This is a genomic window from Kordia algicida OT-1, from assembly GCF_000154725.1.
Lineage (GTDB): Bacteria > Bacteroidota > Bacteroidia > Flavobacteriales > Flavobacteriaceae > Kordia > Kordia algicida.
In genome coordinates, this window is sequence record NZ_DS544873.1 from 2420953 (window position 1) to 2441861 (window position 20909).

General features: G+C 32.6%; 19 protein-coding genes and 1 tRNA gene. 11 read left to right on the forward strand and 9 right to left on the reverse strand.

Features of this window, described 5'->3' with window-relative positions:
* Window positions 1-84 precede the first annotated feature (84 nt).
* Window positions 85-1101: a 3-oxoacyl-ACP synthase III family protein gene (locus KAOT1_RS10405; RefSeq protein WP_007094758.1), complete on the reverse strand. Its 1017-nt coding sequence runs from the start codon at window positions 1099-1101 to the stop codon at window positions 85-87.
* Window positions 1102-1449: 348 nt separating this feature from the next.
* On the opposite strand from KAOT1_RS10405, the gene KAOT1_RS10410 reads away from it, so the two are divergent.
* The 3 genes from KAOT1_RS10410 to KAOT1_RS10425 all read left to right on the forward strand — a co-directional run bounded on the left by KAOT1_RS10410 (window position 1450) and on the right by KAOT1_RS10425 (window position 7840).
* On the forward strand, window positions 1450-3876 hold the full coding sequence (locus tag KAOT1_RS10410) for an alpha/beta hydrolase family protein (protein WP_007094759.1): 2427 nt from the start codon (window positions 1450-1452) through the stop codon (window positions 3874-3876).
* A gap of 312 nt (window positions 3877-4188) precedes the next feature.
* A complete protein-coding gene (gene htpG, locus KAOT1_RS10420) occupies window positions 4189-6078 on the forward strand; it encodes a molecular chaperone HtpG (protein ID WP_007094761.1) in 1890 nt (629 codons plus the stop codon).
* 106 nt (window positions 6079-6184) lie between these two features.
* Window positions 6185-7840, forward strand: a complete 1656-nt coding sequence (locus tag KAOT1_RS10425) for a serine hydrolase (RefSeq protein ID WP_007094762.1) — start codon at window positions 6185-6187, stop codon at window positions 7838-7840.
* Between the two features lie 183 nt (window positions 7841-8023).
* Here the strand turns inward: KAOT1_RS10425 and KAOT1_RS10430 are convergent, their stop codons facing one another.
* A complete protein-coding gene (locus tag KAOT1_RS10430; RefSeq protein ID WP_007094763.1) occupies window positions 8024-8452 on the reverse strand; it encodes a hypothetical protein in 429 nt (142 codons plus the stop codon).
* A gap of 199 nt (window positions 8453-8651) precedes the next feature.
* On the opposite strand from KAOT1_RS10430, the gene KAOT1_RS10435 reads away from it, so the two are divergent.
* On the forward strand, window positions 8652-9554 hold the full coding sequence (locus KAOT1_RS10435) for an RluA family pseudouridine synthase (RefSeq protein WP_007094764.1): 903 nt from the start codon (window positions 8652-8654) through the stop codon (window positions 9552-9554).
* Between the two features lie 323 nt (window positions 9555-9877).
* On the opposite strand, the gene KAOT1_RS10440 is transcribed toward KAOT1_RS10435, so the two are convergent.
* Window positions 9878-10642 (reverse strand): lipopolysaccharide kinase InaA family protein, encoded by a 765-nt coding sequence (locus KAOT1_RS10440; protein WP_007094765.1) that lies wholly within the window; start codon window positions 10640-10642, stop codon window positions 9878-9880.
* Between the two features lie 99 nt (window positions 10643-10741).
* Here KAOT1_RS10440 and KAOT1_RS10445 point away from each other — a divergent pair, with 99 nt between their 5' ends.
* Window positions 10742-11806 carry a glycosyltransferase family 9 protein gene (locus tag KAOT1_RS10445; protein ID WP_007094766.1) on the forward strand — a complete coding sequence of 355 codons (1065 nt, stop codon included), beginning with the start codon at window positions 10742-10744 and terminating at the stop codon, window positions 11804-11806.
* Window position 11807: 1 nt separating this feature from the next.
* Window positions 11808-12377 (forward strand): class I SAM-dependent methyltransferase, encoded by a 570-nt coding sequence (locus tag KAOT1_RS10450; RefSeq protein ID WP_007094767.1) that lies wholly within the window; start codon window positions 11808-11810, stop codon window positions 12375-12377.
* Window positions 12378-12571: 194 nt separating this feature from the next.
* Here KAOT1_RS10450 and KAOT1_RS10455 read toward each other — a convergent pair whose 3' ends face one another.
* Window positions 12572-13021 (reverse strand): Hsp20/alpha crystallin family protein, encoded by a 450-nt coding sequence (locus KAOT1_RS10455; protein ID WP_007094768.1) that lies wholly within the window; start codon window positions 13019-13021, stop codon window positions 12572-12574.
* A 63-nt stretch (window positions 13022-13084) separates the two neighbouring features.
* Here KAOT1_RS10455 and KAOT1_RS22900 point away from each other — a divergent pair, with 63 nt between their 5' ends.
* Window positions 13085-13237, forward strand: coding sequence for a hypothetical protein (locus KAOT1_RS22900; RefSeq protein ID WP_007094769.1), 153 nt, complete (start codon window positions 13085-13087; stop codon window positions 13235-13237).
* Window positions 13238-13346: 109 nt separating this feature from the next.
* Here KAOT1_RS22900 and KAOT1_RS10460 read toward each other — a convergent pair whose 3' ends face one another.
* Window positions 13347-13700, reverse strand: a complete 354-nt coding sequence (locus KAOT1_RS10460; protein ID WP_040559473.1) for a hypothetical protein — start codon at window positions 13698-13700, stop codon at window positions 13347-13349.
* Between the two features lie 277 nt (window positions 13701-13977).
* Between KAOT1_RS10460 and KAOT1_RS10465 the strand changes: the two genes are divergently transcribed.
* From KAOT1_RS10465 to KAOT1_RS10480, 4 genes are all read left to right on the forward strand, one after another.
* The gene (locus KAOT1_RS10465; RefSeq protein ID WP_040559474.1) at window positions 13978-14370 is read left to right on the forward strand and encodes a hypothetical protein; all 393 of its coding nucleotides are present in this window, start codon (window positions 13978-13980) and stop codon (window positions 14368-14370) included.
* A gap of 67 nt (window positions 14371-14437) precedes the next feature.
* Window positions 14438-15241: an MbnP family protein gene (locus KAOT1_RS10470; RefSeq protein ID WP_040559476.1), complete on the forward strand. Its 804-nt coding sequence runs from the start codon at window positions 14438-14440 to the stop codon at window positions 15239-15241.
* Window positions 15242-15313: 72 nt separating this feature from the next.
* Window positions 15314-16363, forward strand: coding sequence for a cytochrome-c peroxidase (locus tag KAOT1_RS10475; RefSeq protein WP_007094773.1), 1050 nt, complete (start codon window positions 15314-15316; stop codon window positions 16361-16363).
* Window positions 16356-17270: a transporter gene (locus KAOT1_RS10480; RefSeq protein ID WP_238528696.1), complete on the forward strand. Its 915-nt coding sequence runs from the start codon at window positions 16356-16358 to the stop codon at window positions 17268-17270. The genes KAOT1_RS10475 and KAOT1_RS10480 overlap by 8 nt, the downstream gene beginning before the upstream one ends.
* 62 nt (window positions 17271-17332) lie before the next feature.
* On the opposite strand, the gene KAOT1_RS10485 is transcribed toward KAOT1_RS10480, so the two are convergent.
* From KAOT1_RS10485 to KAOT1_RS10500, 4 genes are all read right to left on the reverse strand, one after another.
* Window positions 17333-18079, reverse strand: a complete 747-nt coding sequence (locus KAOT1_RS10485) for a phosphodiester glycosidase family protein (RefSeq protein ID WP_007094775.1) — start codon at window positions 18077-18079, stop codon at window positions 17333-17335.
* Between the two features lie 419 nt (window positions 18080-18498).
* Window positions 18499-19734, reverse strand: coding sequence for a DEAD/DEAH box helicase (locus KAOT1_RS10490; protein WP_007094776.1), 1236 nt, complete (start codon window positions 19732-19734; stop codon window positions 18499-18501).
* A 400-nt stretch (window positions 19735-20134) separates the two neighbouring features.
* Window positions 20135-20208: transfer RNA gene (locus KAOT1_RS10495), tRNA-Thr, on the reverse strand.
* Between the two features lie 57 nt (window positions 20209-20265).
* The gene (locus tag KAOT1_RS10500; RefSeq protein WP_007094777.1) at window positions 20266-20532 is read right to left on the reverse strand and encodes a hypothetical protein; all 267 of its coding nucleotides are present in this window, start codon (window positions 20530-20532) and stop codon (window positions 20266-20268) included.
* Window positions 20533-20909 lie beyond the last annotated feature (377 nt).

Genomic DNA, 20909 nt, shown 5'->3' on the forward strand with positions numbered 1-20909 from the left:
TATATCTAAGAAAAAATCCCAAACGCACGCCAGCATTTGGGATTTTATTGTTATGATGATGCGAAATTTATTCGCAAGCTTAATTTACCATTTTATAATGACACTTCCCCAAGTAAATCCACTTCCAAAAGCTGCCAATACTACAGTATCACCTTCATTGATTTTTCCTTCTTGCCACGCTTCTGTTAGTGCAATTGGAATTGATGCCGCAGTTGTGTTTCCATAACGCATGATATTGTTATAGACTTGATCGTCACTTAATCCAAATTTCTTCTGAATAAATTGTGCAATTCGTAAATTCGCTTGATGCGGAATTAACATATCAATATCACCTTTATTCAATCCGTTTTGCATCAAACCTTCCATAATTACTTCACTAAAACGAACTACTGCATTTTTAAATACAAACTGTCCGTTCATAAGTGGAAAGTATGAAGTATCTTCTTCTCCGTTATCGTGATCTTTTAAAATATCATTTACCCAACGTGTTCCCATTCCTGGTGCCGTTAAAGCTAGTTCTTCTGCATGTTCTCCTTGTGAGTGTAAATGTGTTGATAAAATTCCACGACTGTTATCATCACTTCTAGTAAGTACAGCCGCTCCAGCTCCATCACCAAAAATCACAGAAACTCCTCTCCCACGAGTTGTCATATCTAAACCGTGTGAATGTAACTCAGAACCAATCACTAAAATATTTTTATACATTCCAGTTTTAATAAATTGGTCGGCAACAGAAATCGCATAAACAAAACCAGAACATTGGTTACGTACATCGAGTGCTCCAACCGTTTTAATATCTAGTTCTTTTTGAACCATTACGCCTGGTCCTGGGAAGTAATAATCTGGACTTAAAGTAGCAAAAATGATAAAATCGATGTCATCTTTGTCAATACCTGCACGTTCAATTGCTATTTTTGCAGCTTTTACGCCCATTCCCGAAGTTGTATCTTCTGTACCTTTTACAGCAAATCTTCTTTCTTTTATTCCTGTACGTTCTTGTATCCATTCATCATTCGTATCCATTATTTTGGATAAATCGTCATTGGTAACTACATTATCTGGAACATAATGTCCTAATCCTATAATTCTTGATGTATACATAAATTGTAGATTTTAAATTTTTTAGTGTAAAATCGCTCTATAAATTTACACATTCTTAAAAATTGAACCACAATATTAAGCATTAATAATTACATCTGTACTGTCAATTGAATGCACTTCAACGAAAAAGCACATCTATGAAACATAAATGTGCTTTAAAACAACCTAACCAATAAATAAACAATTGATTAAGGAATCATTCTATTTTTGTAGTAATCTCTCTCCTTAATCGTTGTAAAGTATATCGAAATGATTTACGATTCCTTACAGGAAATTTCTGTTTTTTACGATTTTCTTCATTTTTTTAAATAGTTTTACATTTCACCAACCAAAAACAAAAAAATTACCATGAAAAAAATAATCTTACTCTTTTTAATAACGCTGCCTTTTTCGATCATTCGGGCACAAGAAAATATTGGATATCAAAAACCACCTCAAGAAATTCTAGAACTTGCTGATGCAGAAGCCGCACCAAGAGTTCGTATGGATAGCAAAGGAGAAAATTTCTATTTTTTATATCGAAGCAGTTACAAAACTATTGCCGAACTCTCTGAAAAAGAATTACGCTTGGCAGGTTTACGTATCAATCCAAAAACAAATATTGGCAGCAGACAAAGTTATTATAACAGACTTGAAATTAGAATTGGGCGCAATAGCAGAGAAGAAACTGTAAAAGGATTGCCGACTACGGGAAAATTTGCCAATTTTAGATGGTCGCCAGATGAAACAAAAATAGCACTAACAAATACGACTGACACTGGCGTGGAATTATGGATTGTTGATTTCACTACAAAATCAGCAAAAAAACTTACAGATGCAAATTTAAATGCCAACATTGGAAGTCCGTATATGTGGTTTAAAAATAGTCAATCTTTATTGGTAAAAAAAGTTCCTAATGGAAGAAAAGCATTGATTAATACTGCGATTACAATACCTACAGGACCTACAATTTCAGTAAGCGAAAAAGGTAAAAAAGCGCAAAACAGAACCTATCAAGATTTATTGAAAAATAAAAATGACGAATTCAATTTTGAACAATTAGCCACTTCGGAGTTATATAAAGTTGACCTTGACGGTACAAATACTTTATGGAAAGAAAAAAATATGTATAAAAGCATGTCTTTTTCGCCAAATGGAGAATTTATCATGTTGAATACTATTGAAAAACCATTTTCATATTTAGTGACTTATTCAAGATTTCCATACACTTCCGTAATTTATGATACAAAAGGAAATAAAGTATATGAAGCTTTAAAAGTTGCATTAATTGAAGATTTACCAAAAGGTTTCATGTCTGTTCGTAAAGGACGTAGAAGTCTAAGATGGCGCTCAGATCAAGCAGCAACTCTATATTGGTGTAAAGCCTTGGATGAAGGCGATGCTGGAAAAGAAGTTGCTCACAGAGATGAAGTATTTCAACTAAAAGCTCCTTTTACAGGAACACCAACATCATTACTAAAAACAAAAGGGCGTTTTTCTGGAATTACTTGGGGAAACAAAACAACTGCGATTGCCTATGATTATTGGTGGAATACGCGAAATACGAAAAGATATCTATTCAATCCTTCCAACAATTCTATTCCTGCCAAAGTGATTACAGACAGAAGTTACCAAGATTCATATAGCAATCCTGGAAACTATATCACTTCAAAGAATTCTTTCAATGAATATGTATTAAGTATCGAAAAAAACAATCTTTATTTAATCGGTGAAGGATATAGCAAAAACGGAAGAAAACCTTTTGTGGACAAATTCAACTTAAAAACTCAAAAAAAGACACGTATTTATGAATCTGATTTTACAGATAAAAGACTAAATATTCTCGATGCTATTGACTTAAAAAAAGGAAGCTTTTTAATCATGCTAGAATCACAGAATGAATATCCTAATTATTACATTAAAAACTTAAAGAAAAATAAAAAAGAAATACCACTCACAAATATTAAAAATCCTTTTGAAAGTATTCAGAATGTATCAAAAAAAGTAATAACCTATAAACGTGATGATGGTTTGGATCTCTCTGGAACCTTATATCTTCCTACAGATTATAAAGAAGGAAAAAAATACCCAATGATTCTTTGGGCATATCCTGTAGAATACAAAGACAAGAAAAATGCAGGTCAGGTAACGACAAACGCTAATGAATTTACCTATCCGTATTACGGTTCGCCAATTTACTGGGTTACCAGAGGTTATGTAGTGCTAGATGATGCTTCTTTCCCAATTGTAGGTGAAGGTGACGAAGAACCAAACGATACGTTTATAAAACAATTAGTTGCTAACGGAAAAGCTGCTATTGATGCTGTAGACAAACTTGGATATATTGACAGGACGAAAGTTGCCGTTGGCGGACATTCGTACGGTGCATTTATGACTGCAAACTTATTAACGCATTCCGATTTGTTTGCCGCAGGAATCGCAAGAAGTGGCGCGTATAACAGAACGCTAACTCCGTACGGTTTTCAAAGTGAAGAACGCAACTATTGGGAAGCTCCTGAAGTATATTACAACATGTCACCGTTTATGCATGCTGATAAAATGAAAACACCATTATTATTAATTCATGGTGAAGCAGATAATAACTCAGGAACCTATCCTTTACAAAGTGAACGTTATTTTAACGCACTAAAAGGAATGGGCGCGCCTGTACGTTTGGTAATGCTTCCAAAGGAAAGTCACGGATACCGATCAAGAGAATCTATTTTGCACTTATTGTGGGAACAAGATCGTTGGTTAGAAATGCATCTAAAAAACAAAAAACCAGATTCTAAGTAATCTCTTTTACATAAAACAATAGGAACTCCGCTTTTTTGGCGGAGTTTTTTTGTCTTTATAAATTATCTAATGAAATAGTATCAAAAGAATTTGTTGGACTCACAAAAGTTATTGTAACTAAAAAGCAGATTACCGCAAATTTTTACAAAATTTCCGTAAAGGTATTTCAAAGAGATTTACTCATTCAATCTTTTAATCAAAATTTGACAGAAATGATGTCATCTTGTCACTTGCGTAGAACATGGTATTTTTTTTGAAAAGAATGTTGTCAAACAATACGAATTATTTAATCATAAACTAAAAAGATAACAAATGGCAACAGGAAATATTAATGTATCTGTAGAAAATATTTTCCCCTTAATTAAGAAGTTCTTATACAGCGATCACGAAATCTTTTTAAGAGAGCTTATTTCTAACGCAACCGATGCTACACTTAAGCTTAAGCACTTAACCAATATTGGAGAAGCTAGCGTAGAATACGGAAATCCAGTGATCGAAATTAAAGTAGACAAAGAAGGAAAGAAATTGCACATTATCGATCAGGGAATCGGAATGTCAGCAGACGAAATCCAAAAATATATCAACGAAGTGGCTTTTTCTGGAGCCGAAGAATTTTTAGAAAAATACAAAGATTCTGCCAAAGATTCAGGAATTATCGGACATTTTGGACTTGGTTTTTATTCTGCATTCATGGTTGCAGAAAAAGTAGAAATCATCTCAAAAAGCTATAAAGAAGATGAAAAAGCGGCACATTGGACGTGTGATGGTTCGCCACAATATACGATAGAAGAACACGACAAAACAGAGCGTGGAACAGAAATTATTTTACACATTGCAGAAGATTCAACCGAATTCCTAGAAGATTCAAGAATCAACGAATTGTTAGTAAAATATAACAAATTTATGCCTATTCCAATCAAGTTTGGAACAAAAGAAGAAACACTTCCACTTCCTGAAGATGCAGAAGAAGGCGCAGAAGCTGAAAAAATTACAGTTGATAATATCATCAACAATCCAAATCCAGCGTGGACAAAACAACCTGCCGATTTAGAAGATGCTGATTATAAAAGTTTCTACCGCGAGTTATATCCAATGCAATTTGAAGAACCTTTATTCAACATTCATTTAAATGTAGATTATCCGTTTAACTTAACTGGTATTTTATATTTCCCAAAACTTGGGAATGATATGAACATGCAAAAGGATCGCATTCAATTATACCAAAACCAAGTATTTGTAACGGACAATGTAGAAGGAATTGTACCTGAGTTTTTAACCATGCTAAAAGGTGTTATTGATTCTCCAGACATTCCATTAAACGTTTCACGTTCGTACTTGCAAGCGGATGGAAATGTAAAGAAAATTTCTTCATACATCACACGAAAAGTAGCGGACAAATTAAATTCACTGTTCAAAAACAACAGAGAAGATTTTGAAGCAAAATGGGATGATATTAAAATTGTGATCGAATACGGAATGCTTTCAGAAGATAAATTCTTTGACAAAGCTGATAAATTCGCACTATATCCTTCTGTTGATGGAACGTATTATACGTATGAAGAATTATACGAAAAAATAAAAGATGCACAAACAGATAAAGATGATAAAACGATCATTTTGTATGCTTCTAACAAAGATCAACAGCACAGCTATATTGAAGCTGCCAAAGAAAAAGGATATGAAGTATTGTTGTTAGATTCTCCAATTGTTTCACATTTAATTCAAAAATTAGAAACATCAAAAGAGAACATTTCGTTTGCTCGTGTGGATGCCGATCATATTGACAACATCATCAAGAAAGACTCAGCACAAATTTCTAAGCTTTCAGACGAAGAAAAAGAATCGTTAAAAACGACCTTAACAGAAGTTGTTCCTGCCGATAAATACACGGTTCAGTTAGAAGCAATGGATTCAAACGCATCACCATTTATGATTACGCAACCAGAATTTATGCGTCGTATGAAAGAAATGCAACAAACTGGCGGTGGCGGTATGTTTGGAATGGGGAATTTCCCTGAAATGTACAACTTAATCGTAAATACAAATCACGAATTGGTTGGACAAATTCTAAACACAAAAACAAGAAAGAAACAAGAACGTTTAATCAAGCAATCTCTCGATTTAGCGCGATTATCACAAAACTTACTTACGGGAGAAGAATTGACACAATTCATCAAACGTAGTTACGAAATGATAAAATAAACTGTAAAAAGCAGTATCTTAAAGCCTCTTGAAATTCAAGAGGCTTTTTTTGTAACCAAATCAAACTTTATATCGTCTAACTAATCATCAATCAAAAACAAAAAACATGAAAAAAAGCATATTACTTAAGCAACTTTTACTACTTCTCTTTATTACAGCTCCTGCCGTTCTGCTATCGCAAAACATGGAAAAACTGATCGATCAAATTATGAACGATCAATATCAAAAAGAAAATTATGGCGCCACCGTTTTAGTCGCAAAAGATGGCAAAGTGCGCTACCGAAAAGCTTTTGGAAAAGCAAATGTAGAATTGGACATTAACATGATTCCTGAAAATGTATTCGAAATTGGTTCCATCACAAAACAATTTACCGCAGTTGGTATTTTAATGCTACTAGAAGAAGGAAAACTTTCGCTGGACGATGAAATCACAAAGTTTATTCCTGAATATCCGACACAAGGCACTAAAATTACCATTCATCATTTACTAACACACACTTCTGGAATAAAAAGTTACACGTCAATTCCTTCGTTAAGAGAATTTGCACGAAAAGATTTAAAGGTTACAGAACTCATTGACGCCTTTAAAAACGAGCCAATGGATTTTAAACCTGGCGAACAATACCGCTATAACAACTCTGGATACGTTCTTTTGGGTTATATCATTGAAAAGGTAAGCGGAATGACTTACGAAGATTTTATCCAAAAGCGATTTTTTGACAAATTGGACATGAATACATCTCATTACGGAAGCAAGTCTAAAATCATTAAAAACAGAGCGTATGGTTATCAACAAAGCGAAAATGGTTATGCAAATGCAGATTATATCAGCATGACCATTCCGTATGCGGCAGGTTCTATCATGTCTACGGTTGATGATTTATTAAAGTGGAATACCGCAGTTCAAAATCACGAATTAATCTCTAAGAAAAGTTTAGAAAAAGCCTTTACAAACTACACACTAAACAACGGCAATAAAATCAATTACGGTTACGGATGGTCGCTTAACAGCATCAAAGATGTAGCAACTATTGAGCATGGTGGCGGAATTTTTGGTTTTACCACACAAGGAATTTATGTACCAAGCGAAGATGTATACGTGATTATTTTGACAAATTGCGATTGTGATTCGCCTACACAAACTGCTAACAAAATTGCCGCTATTGCTATTGGAAAACCATATCCAAAAGCTATGGATGCTATCAAACTTAGTAAAGAAGAACTCAAAAAATGGGTTGGCGCATACAAATTTGAAGATGGCACAATACGTGTTATCACCTTAAAAGGAAACCAATTATACAGTCAACGAACGGACAGTAGCGCTGAATTTAAAATTTTCCCGCTTTCGCAGCATCGTTTTTTCTTCGAAGACAGTTTTTCGGAATTTATTTTTTCTGATGGAAAGCAAAAAACGGCTATTTTTAAAAGTAATACTTTTGAATCTAAAGGAATTGAAACCGATGCAAAATTGCCCGAACCAAAAAAAGAAGTACAACTTTCTCCTACAACACTCAAAAAATACATTGGAAATTACCAATTAGCACCAAATTTCTTTATTGAAATTACGGTGGACGGAAATCAAATTTTCGCACAAGCTACCGGACAATCCAAATTTGAAATGTTTGCAGAATCGGAAGATAATTTCTTTCTAAAAGTTGTTCCTGCAAGCGTTACTTTTCAAATTGATGAACGCACAAAAATGCCAAAAAGCTTGACACTTCATCAAGGCGGCAACAGTACAGTTGGGAAAAAAGTAAAATAGTATTAGATCTAGATATCTATAAAGGAGACTGTCTAAAAAGTATATTAAAACGTCATTCTGGACTTGATACAGAATCTCATCATATTGATTTTCAACTGTTATGAGAAACCGAATCAAGTTCGGCTTGACGAAATCTGTACTTTTTAGATAGTCTTTTATATTTATTAAAATGTATAACTAATTTTATTCTGTAAGTACATCTGATGTTACTGTCTTTTTACAGTCAGAACTAAAAGCGCCGCATTTGGTACATTTTTTTCCATCTTTATCTGGGATACAACCATCATCAGTAGCACAATACGTAGTAGTACATGAAATTCCTGCATATTTTAACATTGTCTCTTTTTCTACTTTTAATAACGTCGTTGTAATTTCACCATCATGATATAATCTTAAATAATAGCCATCATTAATTTTCATCAGTTTTACAGAATCAATTGATACATTCGCATCTTTAGAAATAGATAAATTTGTAGAAACTAATTTCACAATTGCGTCTTGCTCTGATTTACTCAACGTTTTTTGTTCAATAGTTAAATCGTCTGATGAACAAGAAATTACAAACACGGTAAAAACACATAATATGCTGAGTATAAAATTCTTTTTTTTCATGATATGTTGAGGTTTATGCTATTTTATGGTGTAAAATTATGTAAAACGAACGTCAATACATTACGGTAAACCGTAGAATTTGAATATTTTTGTAAGAATTAACACTTTTTAGCCATAAGATAATATATAATCAATCATAAATCAACTGATATTTAATTATTTAATTTAGTCTTTCTATTTTTACCAAAAAGTAACATTCTTGAAACTTCTCGAAACACATATTGTTCCCAAACTTAATTCTCCCGTGCGAATTCAGGCATATGATGTGTCTAATTTTACAAGTATTGCTACGAAAAGTTCCCTCAAAAAAGCGTTGAAAAAGAAGCGGATTCTCATCAATAATAAAATAGCGACAACAGCTACGTTTATTTCTGAAAATGATGTCATTGAAATTTATGCTGAAGAAACAATTGTAAAGAAAATATTCAAGCTTGTCATTTCTGTAATTTTTGAAGATGATGAAATTGCTATCATCAACAAACCTGCTGGATTTCCTACTAATGGAAATTATTTTAAAACTATTGAAAACGCATTACCACACAACCTAAAACCTTCTAATTCTATTGATGCTTTGCCGTTTCCGAAACCTGTACATCGTTTAGACAATCCGACTTCAGGAATTTTGATTATCGCCAAAACAAAAAGTGCACAAATATCACTATATCAACAATTTGAACAACAGGAAATTTCAAAAACGTATCAGGCAATTGTTATCGGTAAAACAGATAAAGAAGGTGAAATTACTTCCGCCGTAGCAGAAAAAGAAGCATTGACAAACTACGAAACACTTCAAACTGTTTCTTCATTACAAAACGGACATCTTTCGCTGGTAAAATTATTCCCAAAAACAGGAAGAACGCATCAATTACGCATACATTTGGCAAGTATCAATCATCCAATAGTGGGCGATCAATTGTATGGAAAAGCGGAAGAAAATTATAAAAAAGGATTGTTTTTATGCGCAACTTCGATTCAGTTGATACATCCAAAAACAAAAGAAAAACTTGTATTTACCATTCATCCGCCAAATAAATATAAAAGCTTGTTAGCACGTGAAGAAAAACGATTTTTGAAGTTTAGAATCGATTCGCGCAATTCATAGATTTAAAATTCAATCTGAATAGAAAAGAATAATCTATCAATAGGTAAATTACTTTGGAAGTTTCACTTATTAATTTTAGTTAAGATTTTAAAAATTTAGAATCCAAGAATTCGGTATTGTAAAAGTTTTTTTACTGAAGTGATTTAAACTTTTCGGGTTTAAGCGAAAATTAGAAGTTTTAAGTACTGTTGAAGGCTTTTTTGAGTTTCATAGCAGCACTACGGAACGAAAAAAAGACGAAAACAGGGCTGAAAAACAGTAATTTTTTAGCAAATCAAAAAAGTTTAAATCACTTCACTGAACAAAATCAAAAATAAAGTATCTTAAACACGCTTCTTCTTCAAATATTTCTTCTTCAAATATTTTTTACGGTTTATCTTTCGTTTGAATGCTGTACTGTGTTTAAGTAATAAATTCTGTACTTCGTGAAGTTCTTTATTTGCTAATTCCGCATAACGTTTGCTAATAATGTGAATCATCAATTTTGATAACCATAAACGTTTTAGATTTTCCATACGCTGATCTAAATTCATTGATTCAAACTTCATTCGGTTTAAGTCTATTAAATAAAAATCATAATGCTGATCGCGTTTTACAATCAACGTATTTCCTGGAGAATGATCTAAAAAATTGACATCATGTTCATGTAACTGAAAACAGAATTCTGCGAATTGCTCTAAAATTTGCCTACGATTTTCAAACAACGGATCGTGAATTAATGCCCGAAAATCAAAATCATAGTCAATATGTAAACTCACATAATAACTATCTTTCAAGCCCAAAGCAGAAAAATTTTCCACATATGCAATCGGAAACGGCGTTTTAATCGCGTTTAACAATAACTTTTCCGCATATTCAAACGAACGTTTTGCTTTAGAAGGTCGTACAAATTTATATATAAAACTATTAAAAGCTTTTGGTACACGAAACGATTTTATATTGATCGTTTCATCATCCAAATTAAAAGACTTGATAACGTTTCGCTCTCCTTTTGTCACATACTCACCTTGATTTTGAAAATCATTGATAAAAGCCAAAACCGCTTCTCTTTTATCTTGATATTTTGGATGAATGTGTACAGTTTGCATATTTCGAGGATATTTTCCAAAGATATACTAAATGAAATTTTAATAAAAGCCGAAAAAATAATATTTTGCACGAATAGCCTGGTTTCACAATTATACTACATGAAAAAAATATTAATTATACAGAATAAACGTATTGGAGATGTCTTGATAAGTTCTGTAATTGCAAATAATATTAAAAAAATATTTCCTGAAAGTCGTGTAGATTTTATGGTGTATGATTATACAACAGGCGTTATTGAAAACAATCCGAACATTGACGTTATCATTCCGATTAATGAAAAGGAATTAAAGAAGATTCCGAATTTGATAAAGATGATTGGCAAGATTCGAAAAGAGAAATACGACATCATTTTTGATCCGTATTCAAAACTGCAAAGTCGCTTGATTTGTTACTTTTCGAAAGCAAAATATCGCATTGGAAACAAACGAAAGCACAAAAAATTACCACTTCACTTCTACTCACATCCAATTAATTTGTTGGATGAAAAAACACAAATTTGCGGAAAAGCGATTGAAGATAGAATCAACTTAATCACAAGTGTTTTTCCATTGGAAAACCCAGATTTTGAACCAAAAATCACATTAAAAGAAAGCGAAAAATCGTATCCAAAACTTGACAAATACAAACATCCTGTGTTAATGTTGGGTATTTTAGGAAGCACGCCACAAAAATCGATGCCGTATGAATATATTGCTGAAATTGTAGATTACATTACCTCAAATCATAAAGTACATATTTTGTTCAACTATGCGCCGCATCAAAAAGCGGAAGCTGACAAGATTTACGAACTTTGTCAAAACAAAGAAAGTATCATTTTAGACATTTATGAAGATAGTATTCGCGGTTTTGTACGACTGATGTATGCATGTGATTTAATGGTGGCAAATGAAGGCGGCATTGTTCATATTGCAAAAGCGCTCAACAAACCAACATTTACCATATTTTCACCGTATGTAAATAAAGATCATTGGGCTAGTTTTGAAGATGGAAAACAACACGAATCCATTCACTTATTAGAGGAAAAACCCGATTTATTTGATACGTTTACCTTTGAAGAGCGCAAGAAAATTGAGGAAAATCCGCATGATTTATACAAACAACTAACGCCAAAAATGATAATTCCGAAATTGGAAAAATTTTTAGCTTTACATTTAAAAAACTAATATGAATCTGATAGATAAATTTCATAATTGGCGCAGAAAGCTTCGTTGGAATAAGCAATACAAAAAAGGTCGTTGGGATAATTTACGTAATCCTATTGAAGCAGATCGTTACAATACGATTATCAATTTTATCAAATTACACGCAAATGATCGACCAAGTATTTTAGATTTAGGAGCTGGAGAAGGTGTATTGAACGAATATATTTCACCTGAATTATTTGAATATTTCTTAGGAATGGACTTTTCTGAAGTTTCCATTCAAAAAGCTAAAGCAAAAAACTTTCCGAAAGCCGAATTTGTTACTGCAGATATTCACAAATACAAACCAAAACGAAAATTTGACGTTATCATTTTTAACGAAGCGTTTTATTATGTACATGAATCTGAAAAGCAAAATGTACTCGACAGAATGTTAGCGCATTTGGAAGACAATGGAATTTTGATTGTCTCCATTTACCGTGAAGGAATTGGTTGTTGGGAATATTTTGACAAGCTGAAACAACTCAATTTTACAACTGTAAAAACGGATCACGAGAAAACATATTGGAAGATTGGAGCGTATAAATTATAACTGCAAAATTTGAAAATGTATCAAGTTAGTTTCAAACAATACTGAATGTCACTTTAGAAACGATTTAACGTTTTATATAAAATCAAATAATCTCAGAAAATCCTTAAATTGAGCGAAGTGAATCAAAAATAAAAAAGGCTCGCCAATTGCTTGACGAACCCTTTTCCCATTAACTAACCAATCCTAAATAATTATTATGAAATTTCGATGGTGCGCTTTGGCTTCACCTTATCTTCTTCCCTTTTTGGCAATCCTACGTATAAGATTCCATTTGTATAAGTTGCGTTGATCGCTTCTTTGTTTATGGTTTGTGGTAACTTGAACGATCTTTTAAACGACGAAAAACTAAATTCTCTACGTGTATAATTGTCTTTTGTATCTTCTGTAGTTGCTTCTGTTTCAACTTTCTTTTCTTCAGTACTGATAGTAATCACATCATGGTCTAATGCAATTGTAAAATCTTCTTTTGCTTTTCCTGGTGCAGCAACTTCAAGCATAAATTCGTCTGCTGTTTCTTTAATATTTACTGCAGGAATATTGGTAGTATTTGCTACTTGATTTGCAATGCCGCCAAACCAATCAGTTGGAAATAATTCGTCAAAAATTGAAGGTAAGTCTACGTTTTTTCTTTTTACTATGTTCATCTTATTTGTTTTTTTAATGATTTTTAAATTTTGTGTTTTTTGTTATTCAAATACGATTACTATATGGCAAAAAGGATTCCAAGCGAAAAAACATGTCGTTTTGACATATTATTATGGCGGAATGATGACAAAATGACGTTTTTGTATAGATTTGTACGACACAGTGGCGCAAAACGAACAAAACTTGCTGTCGTAAACTTCATTCGTATTGTATAATATGATGAGGTAATAAGAAAGGGCACTTATAGAACTAAAAAAAGCATCAAACGAAATCCTTGAAATCGTTTGATGCTTCTATATTATAAGTCGTTTGAATTATTAAAGGTTAATTCGTGCCATCTTTAAATTCCAACTTTACTTTTGCAGCCAATTTGCTATCAAAGTACATTTCACTTCCTTGACGCAGTGGAATCATCGTCGCAACTCCAGGCTCCAATTCACGTGTTTGAAAAATTTTTCCTTGATATTGTACACGAATCGAAAATACGTTTTCGCCAAGGTTTTTAACAAATGCAATACTATTTCCGTCTTTATATGGATTAATTGCTGCATCTTGCCCAGCTCCTTTTCCTGTCATACACATACTTTGATTAGGTTTTAATTCAAAAACTTTTTTGTCTTTCTGCGCATATGATTGAAGTGCAAAAAGCATGACGAACAGTAAAATATATTTTTTCATTTGTAGATGATTAAATTATTATTGCATTTATGTGTCTAAGATACAACATATTTGAAATTTTAAAAAAAAGTCAGTTTAGAGTTTGTACAACTCCGATGATTTCCTCAAATTTCTCGTTTAATTGTTCTTCTGATTCATAAGACACAAATAAAAAGTCATATTTTCATATTCTAGACATATTTTTTCCTAAAAAAAATGAAAATTTAACACCATTTTTTCTCATTAAATTAAATACTAATACTTATTTAATCAATATCTTTGTAGCACAATTATTGCTTTGAAAAGAATACTTTCCATAACATTACTTATTCTAATTTCCTTAAAACCGATACTCTATGTGAGTCATGTGGCGTATTTTCAATTGAATATCGATTACATTATCGAAACCTATTGCATCAATAAAGATAAACCTCAGTTAGAATGTAATGGAAAATGTCACTTAGCAACGCAACTGGCAGAAATTGATCCAGGCGCAAAAGATTCAAACACTTCAAATAGCATTAATACCAAAGAAATTTTCACATTAGTATTTCTTGTAAAGAATACGGTTAATTTACCTGAAAAATCACAAAATTTTTCACCGAAAAAGTTAATCAACTCATATCAAAAAAACTATTCTTTTTTAGGAATTTCATCTTGCTTCAAGCCTCCACAAGAATATTTAGTTTAATTCAGTTTACATCTTAGGCAATTAAATACTAGCCTTGAATAGTATTTTCTATTAAATTAAATTACAAATGAAATTTATAAAATTAACATTTGCGATCATGCTATCGCTTACCATATTGTCATGCACTAGTGACGACGATTCAAACACGGAAGACTTAACAGGTCAAACAGGAAACTTAGTTTTAAAATTTGACAACGGAGTTGGCGACCAAGATTTTATTTTTGGAACAACTTACAACAAGTCAAACGGAGAATCTTATTCCTTAACGACACTTAAATATTTGATTAGTAATGTACGCTTTACTGATGAAAATGGAAACGAATTTATGTTTCCACATGATGACAATGTATTCATTATTGATGAAGCAACAGCAAATAATGCAGGTGAAATTTGGCTTACTTTAAATAATGTTGATGCAGCAAATTACACCTCAGTTACTTTCGGAATTGGGATTGACCAAGAGCGCTATGCATTGGGCGCAGAAGGACAAGGAGATTTCCTCACAGAAGCCGCTGATGCTGGCATGATGTGGTCTTGGGCAACTGGTTTTAGATTTACACGTTTTGATGGTACATATTCTTCTGCAACAATCACAGATGAAGCTTTAAATATTCACATGGGAAGTGTAGGAACTTCTCTTGACAATTATAGAGAAGTAACGCTTTCATTACCAAATAATGCGCGCGTAAGACAAACAACAACTCCAGAAGTTCACATCAAAGCAGATATTGCAAAAGTGTTTGATAGTGATACTACATCTATCAACTTCGCAGACGGCTACAGTCAAGTACACACAAATACCGAAACGACGACTGTAATTGCAAATAACATGAGTACAATTTTCACTGTACACCACGTTCATAATGAATAATTTTTAATAAACCTCTCATAATTGACAATGTTGATTTTGGGAGGTTTTTGAAATATTTAAAAATGTTTATATATGAACAAACTTATAATATTATGCATCGCCATAACAATTTGGTCATGCTCAAAAAACACGGATTTTGACGAAATTTATCAGCCAATTCCTGTAACTGTAGAAGTCCCTGCAAATTTTCCAGAGATGACCTATAATCTGGATAATAATCCTGTGACGGAAGATGGAATTGCTTTAGGAAAAAAACTGTTTTTCGACGGACGATTGTCTGCTAATAACTCCATTCCATGTGCTTTTTGTCACGAGCAAGCCTTTGCGTTTACACATCACGGACATACCGTAAGTCATGGTGTTGATGGAAATGTGGGAAAAAGAAATGCGCAACCAATTCAAAATATGGCATTCCAACGTGAATTTATGTGGGATGGCGCATCTTCTCATTTAGACTTACAACCAATCATTCCAATTACGAGTGATTTAGAAATGGGCGAAACGCTATCTAACGTAATTCAAAAACTACAAACTGATAACGAATACAAAAAATTGTTTCGTCGTGCTTTTGAAGATGGAAACATAAACAGTGAAAATATGCTAAAAGCACTTTCGCAATTTATGATTGTAATGATTTCTTCCAATTCTAAATATGATAAATATGTGAGACAAGAAGATAACGTAACGCTCACCGCTATAGAACAAGATGGTTTAAATACGTTTACAGCAAAATGCACTTCATGTCACGCAACTGATTTGTTTACAGATGAAAGCTATCGAAATAATGGCTTACCTGTAAATCCGCAACTCAATGATTTAGGCAGATTTGACATTTTAGAAAATCCAGACGATCTGTACAAATTTAAAGTTCCTAGTTTGCGAAATATTGAAGTCACCTATCCATATATGCACGATGGACGATTTTCTACACTAGAAGCTGTATTGAACTTTTACAACCAAGGAATGGTTGATAACGGCAACGTAGATCCTAGCTTATTAAGAACTGATGGTAGTTACGGAATTTCCTTAACAGCATATGAAAAAACGAGTATCATCGCGTTTTTAAAAACACTTACTGATTATGAATTTTTAAATGATGAACGTTTTGCAGAATATGAATAAATATCACGTATTACTTATACTAATTTTGGTGAGTTTCGCAGGAAATGCTTGTGATCTTTGCAGTTGCACCACAAGTGGCGGAAGCGCAACATTTGGAAACTTGGGAATGTCTAATTTTATTGGAATTAGATACATTCATCAATCTTATGAATCTCAAAATGGAATTTTTGTCAATTCCCCAAAAAGTCAAGAGCAGTTTAACACCTATCAATTATGGGGTTTTGTACCACTAAATACCTCTTTTTACATAAGTGCCATTATTCCGTATCAAGATTTAAACAGAACATTTCAAAATTTAGATGAAAACAGTAACGGATTGGGAGATATTACTGTAATGGGCTGGTACAAATGGAAGGTTCAAAAAAAATCAGAAGACGAGACTATGACTGATAAAATTGATAGTGGTCATGCCATAAACTTTGGACTTGGCGTAAAATCTCCTACAGGAGAATTTGAACAACGTCTGACCGATCGAGTTAACCCTGGATTTCAAGTAGGCACAGGAAGTTGGGATTTTGTAAGTTCAGCTATGCATTCTTTTGAAAAAAACAATATAGGAATCAGCACAAATGTTTCGTACTATATAAAATCAAAAAATAAAAATGAGTATAAATTTGGGAATCAATTCAGCTTTAGCACAAATATGTACTACAAGTTGAACACATCAAAAATGGATATTTCTCCTTTTGTTGCTTTTTCAGGAGATTTTTATGAGTCAATTCAGCAATATGGTGAAAAACTACCTGAAACTGATGGCTCCATATACAATGCGTCTTTAGGAACAGAATTTAACCTTCGTAAAGTCCAAATTGGCGGTAAATTTACCTTTCCGGTATCTCAAGATCTCTTTGGAGGAAATGTGACTTCTAAAAACAGTTTTTCTGTGTATTTAAACTATGTATTGTAGTTAATTATAATATGATTTGAGTAATGTATGTTTGCGATTAAAACTTCAAACATACATTGCTCTTATTTTTTAGATTTTATAATTCCAATAATTACTCCGAAGTTTCCATCATCTTGTTTATAATTCTTTTCTGGTAGATAAGTTTTTGAGACAAATCCGTCAAGATACAAAGCATTTTTACAACCATTTTTTTGAAAGAAACTTGCAAAATCATAGAAATTAATTTTTTCTTTACTCATCGCAAACAGTAAATTTCCGTTTGGTAATACGCCTACTCCATTCCGAATATGCAGGTTTTTAGAACCTTTGGTGAGTTTTTTATGAAGATTCCCATCAATCACTAACATCGGACCAGATTGTGTTGCGTATTTTATATTTTTTGCTTCTCTAAATGATTCGGTAGTACAAATAATGGAATTGTTTTCTTCAGTAACATAAAAAACACCATTCGGTTGTAAATAGAAATTTCCGTAACCTTCTTTATTTGTGTCCAAAGGTGCTAAAACTTCCCCGTTTTCAATGTATAAACCTTGTGGCGATTGATCTTTTTTGTACATGCCGCCATTCATTGCAAATATCAATTTTTCACCTTTTGCTTCAAGTTGCACTTTTAGATTTTTGGCATTTCCATAGATTTGACGCTGCTCATTTTTCCAATAGAAATGTAATTGATCCTTTCTCGGATTGACTTCATACGCGAGAATTCGCGACGTATCATATTGCTTCTTTGAAGTTTCTTTTGAGCAGAAACTAAGTATTATTGCAAGCACAATCAGGCGAAAGCTGAGAAATAGTTTTTTGAAAGTCATGTAAAATTTTGAAAGCTTTTTGAAAGATAGGAAAAATTTGAATGAACTGAATTAGATACGACTTAGCCAAAATTTAGATAAAATTTACAGTTGAGAAAACTGCTTGTTGTTTGAAATCAATTCAACATACAAAGAGAAACAGATTACTTCGCTATCGCTCGTAATGACGTTTCAAAACTACTTTTACATTTAAAATTTAGCATTTTATATTTTTAATTTCAAAGCATATCTCGATACAAATTTTTTCAAAGAAATTCACTCAATATGACGATCTGTACTTTTAAAAACTAAATGCTATGTGAAGCCAATTCAACATTCAACATAAAAAAGACAGATTAATTCGCTATCGCTCGTAATGACGTTTCAAATAGTTTTAATTAAAAATCTAAAATCAACCAAAATCGCACATCTAAAATCGTCTAGTACCAACGTTTCTTTTTCTTTTTAGAAGCTTCCGATTTACGTCCTTTTTTATACTTACTACCTTTCTTTTTGTGTACAGGTGGTTTTGCTTTTGGATCTAGCGGATACGGATGATCTTCTTCTACGTGAATTGTCGTATTAATAAGTTGCTGAATATCCTTAATGTAATTTTTCTCATCTGCCGAACAGAACGACAATGCCATTCCAGATGCGCCAGCACGTGCTGTTCTTCCAATTCGATGGACATACGTTTCAGAAACATTAGGAATGTCAAAATTAATCACAGCATCTACATTTTTAATATCAATTCCGCGTGCAGCGACATCGGTTGCAATAAAGATTTTCGCTTCTCCTTTTTTAAATGCGTTTAAAGCTTCTTGTCGAAGGTTTTGTGATTTGTCTCCGTGAATACTCGCCACTTTATAATTATTCCGCAGCAGCGTTTTTTCAAGTTTATCAACACCATATTTGGTTCTTCTGAAAATAATTACATTTCCTTTAATGGTATTCCTGAGCAAATGCAAACACAATTCAATCTTTTTAGGTTTCGGCACATAATATAACACTTGATCTACTCCTTTTGCCGCCGATGACGTTGGAGAAACTTCTACATATGCTGGCGATTTAAGAATTGAATTTGCCAAATGCTCCACTTTATATGGCATGGTAGCAGAAAATAGCAGAATTTGTTTTCCATCGGGACACAAACGTTCAATTTTTTTGACATCGTCGATGAATCCCATATCCAACATCAAATCGGCTTCATCCAATACTAAGATTTCTACATAATCTAAATTGACAACATCTTGTTTGTGCAAATCAAGCAAACGACCTGGCGTAGCAACCAAAATATCAATTCCTTTTTTCAACATGTCTTTTTGTGGTTCAATTGAAGCGCCACCAAAAATAACACCTGTGCGTAAGTTTGTGTATTTGCTATAGGTTTGAAAGTTTTCTTCTATCTGAATTGCCAATTCACGCGTAGGACAAACAACCAATGCTTTTATTTTCTTTCCTTTCTTTGGAGCGTCTTGCTTATCAAACAATAGTTGTAAAATTGGCAACGCATACGCAGCCGTTTTTCCAGTTCCTGTTTGTGCAGAAACAATGATATCTTTTTTAGTTAAAATAACAGGAATGGCACGTTCTTGAACTAAAGTTGGTTCCTCGTAGTTTTTTTCGAATAAAGCACGAATGATTGGTTTGTTTAATTTTAGTTCTTTGAATTGCATATTTGTTTGTTATTTATTTGTTGTTTCATCGCGACTTCGCTCGATGTGACAGTTGTTTGCTTGAAACTATATTTTTCAATTAAAAATTTAACGTTTTAACTTCGTTATTCGTTATTCGTTATTCGTTATTCGTAATTCGTAATTCGTTATTCGTTATTCGTTATTCGTTGTTCGTTGTTTGTTGTTTGTTGTTTGTTGTTTGTTGTTTGTAAGATGTTTACGATGATTTTAAAACTCGAACTGTTAAACTTATGTTGAGGTTGTAAAGATTTCTATTCAAAAATTATCTAATACCCAACACCTAAAACCTAACACCTAACACCTTTTACCCAACACCTAAAGATACATTGATTTTCGGGCATAAAAAAAAGCTCCTTATTGAAAGGAGCTTTTTACTTTGAGCCGATGGAGGGACTCGAACCCACGACCTGCTGATTACAAATCAGCTGCTCTAGCCAGCTGAGCTACATCGGCAAAGCGGTTGCAAATATAAAAAGCTTTTTATTTTTTGCAAACCTTTTTTTTATTTTTTTAAAGACTATTAATTTTTGCTACTAATTCAGTTGCTTTTGTCTCTAATGATTGTCTGATTCCTTTATAGTGAGCTTTCGGATTTTCAACACCTCTTTTGTTTGTTTCTACAATCAATTCATCAAAACTTTTAATAGACTCATCAATGATTTCCTCACTTTTCGTTGCATCTTCCTCTGGATTTGCAATTTGCCATATTAAAGCTGCATCAATGATATCACCAAAAACGTAGTTTAAGTCCTTCTTTAAATCTCTTTTATTTGACATGATTTATTATTTTTTTGCAAATTTACACTAAAATGGTATATAATTTGTTATAAATAACACAAATATTAGAAGGTCTAATTTAAATTTTATAGTTTTATATCAATGAATGCTTTAGTACAATTATATCGCCAATTTATAAATCGTAATACAAACGCAAAACGTGTTATGATTACCATTCCTGTATCAACAAATAAACGTACAAATTACAAGCATCGACATAAGTATTAGTTAACAATTCTATATTCATATCATAAACTTATAAGGTGCTTTTTACAAAGCACCTTTTTTATTTTTATATCATTAATTTTTTAAAACCTATTATTATGAAAAACATGTTCAAATTTATTCAAAAGACACTGATGACCATTCGCCGCTTT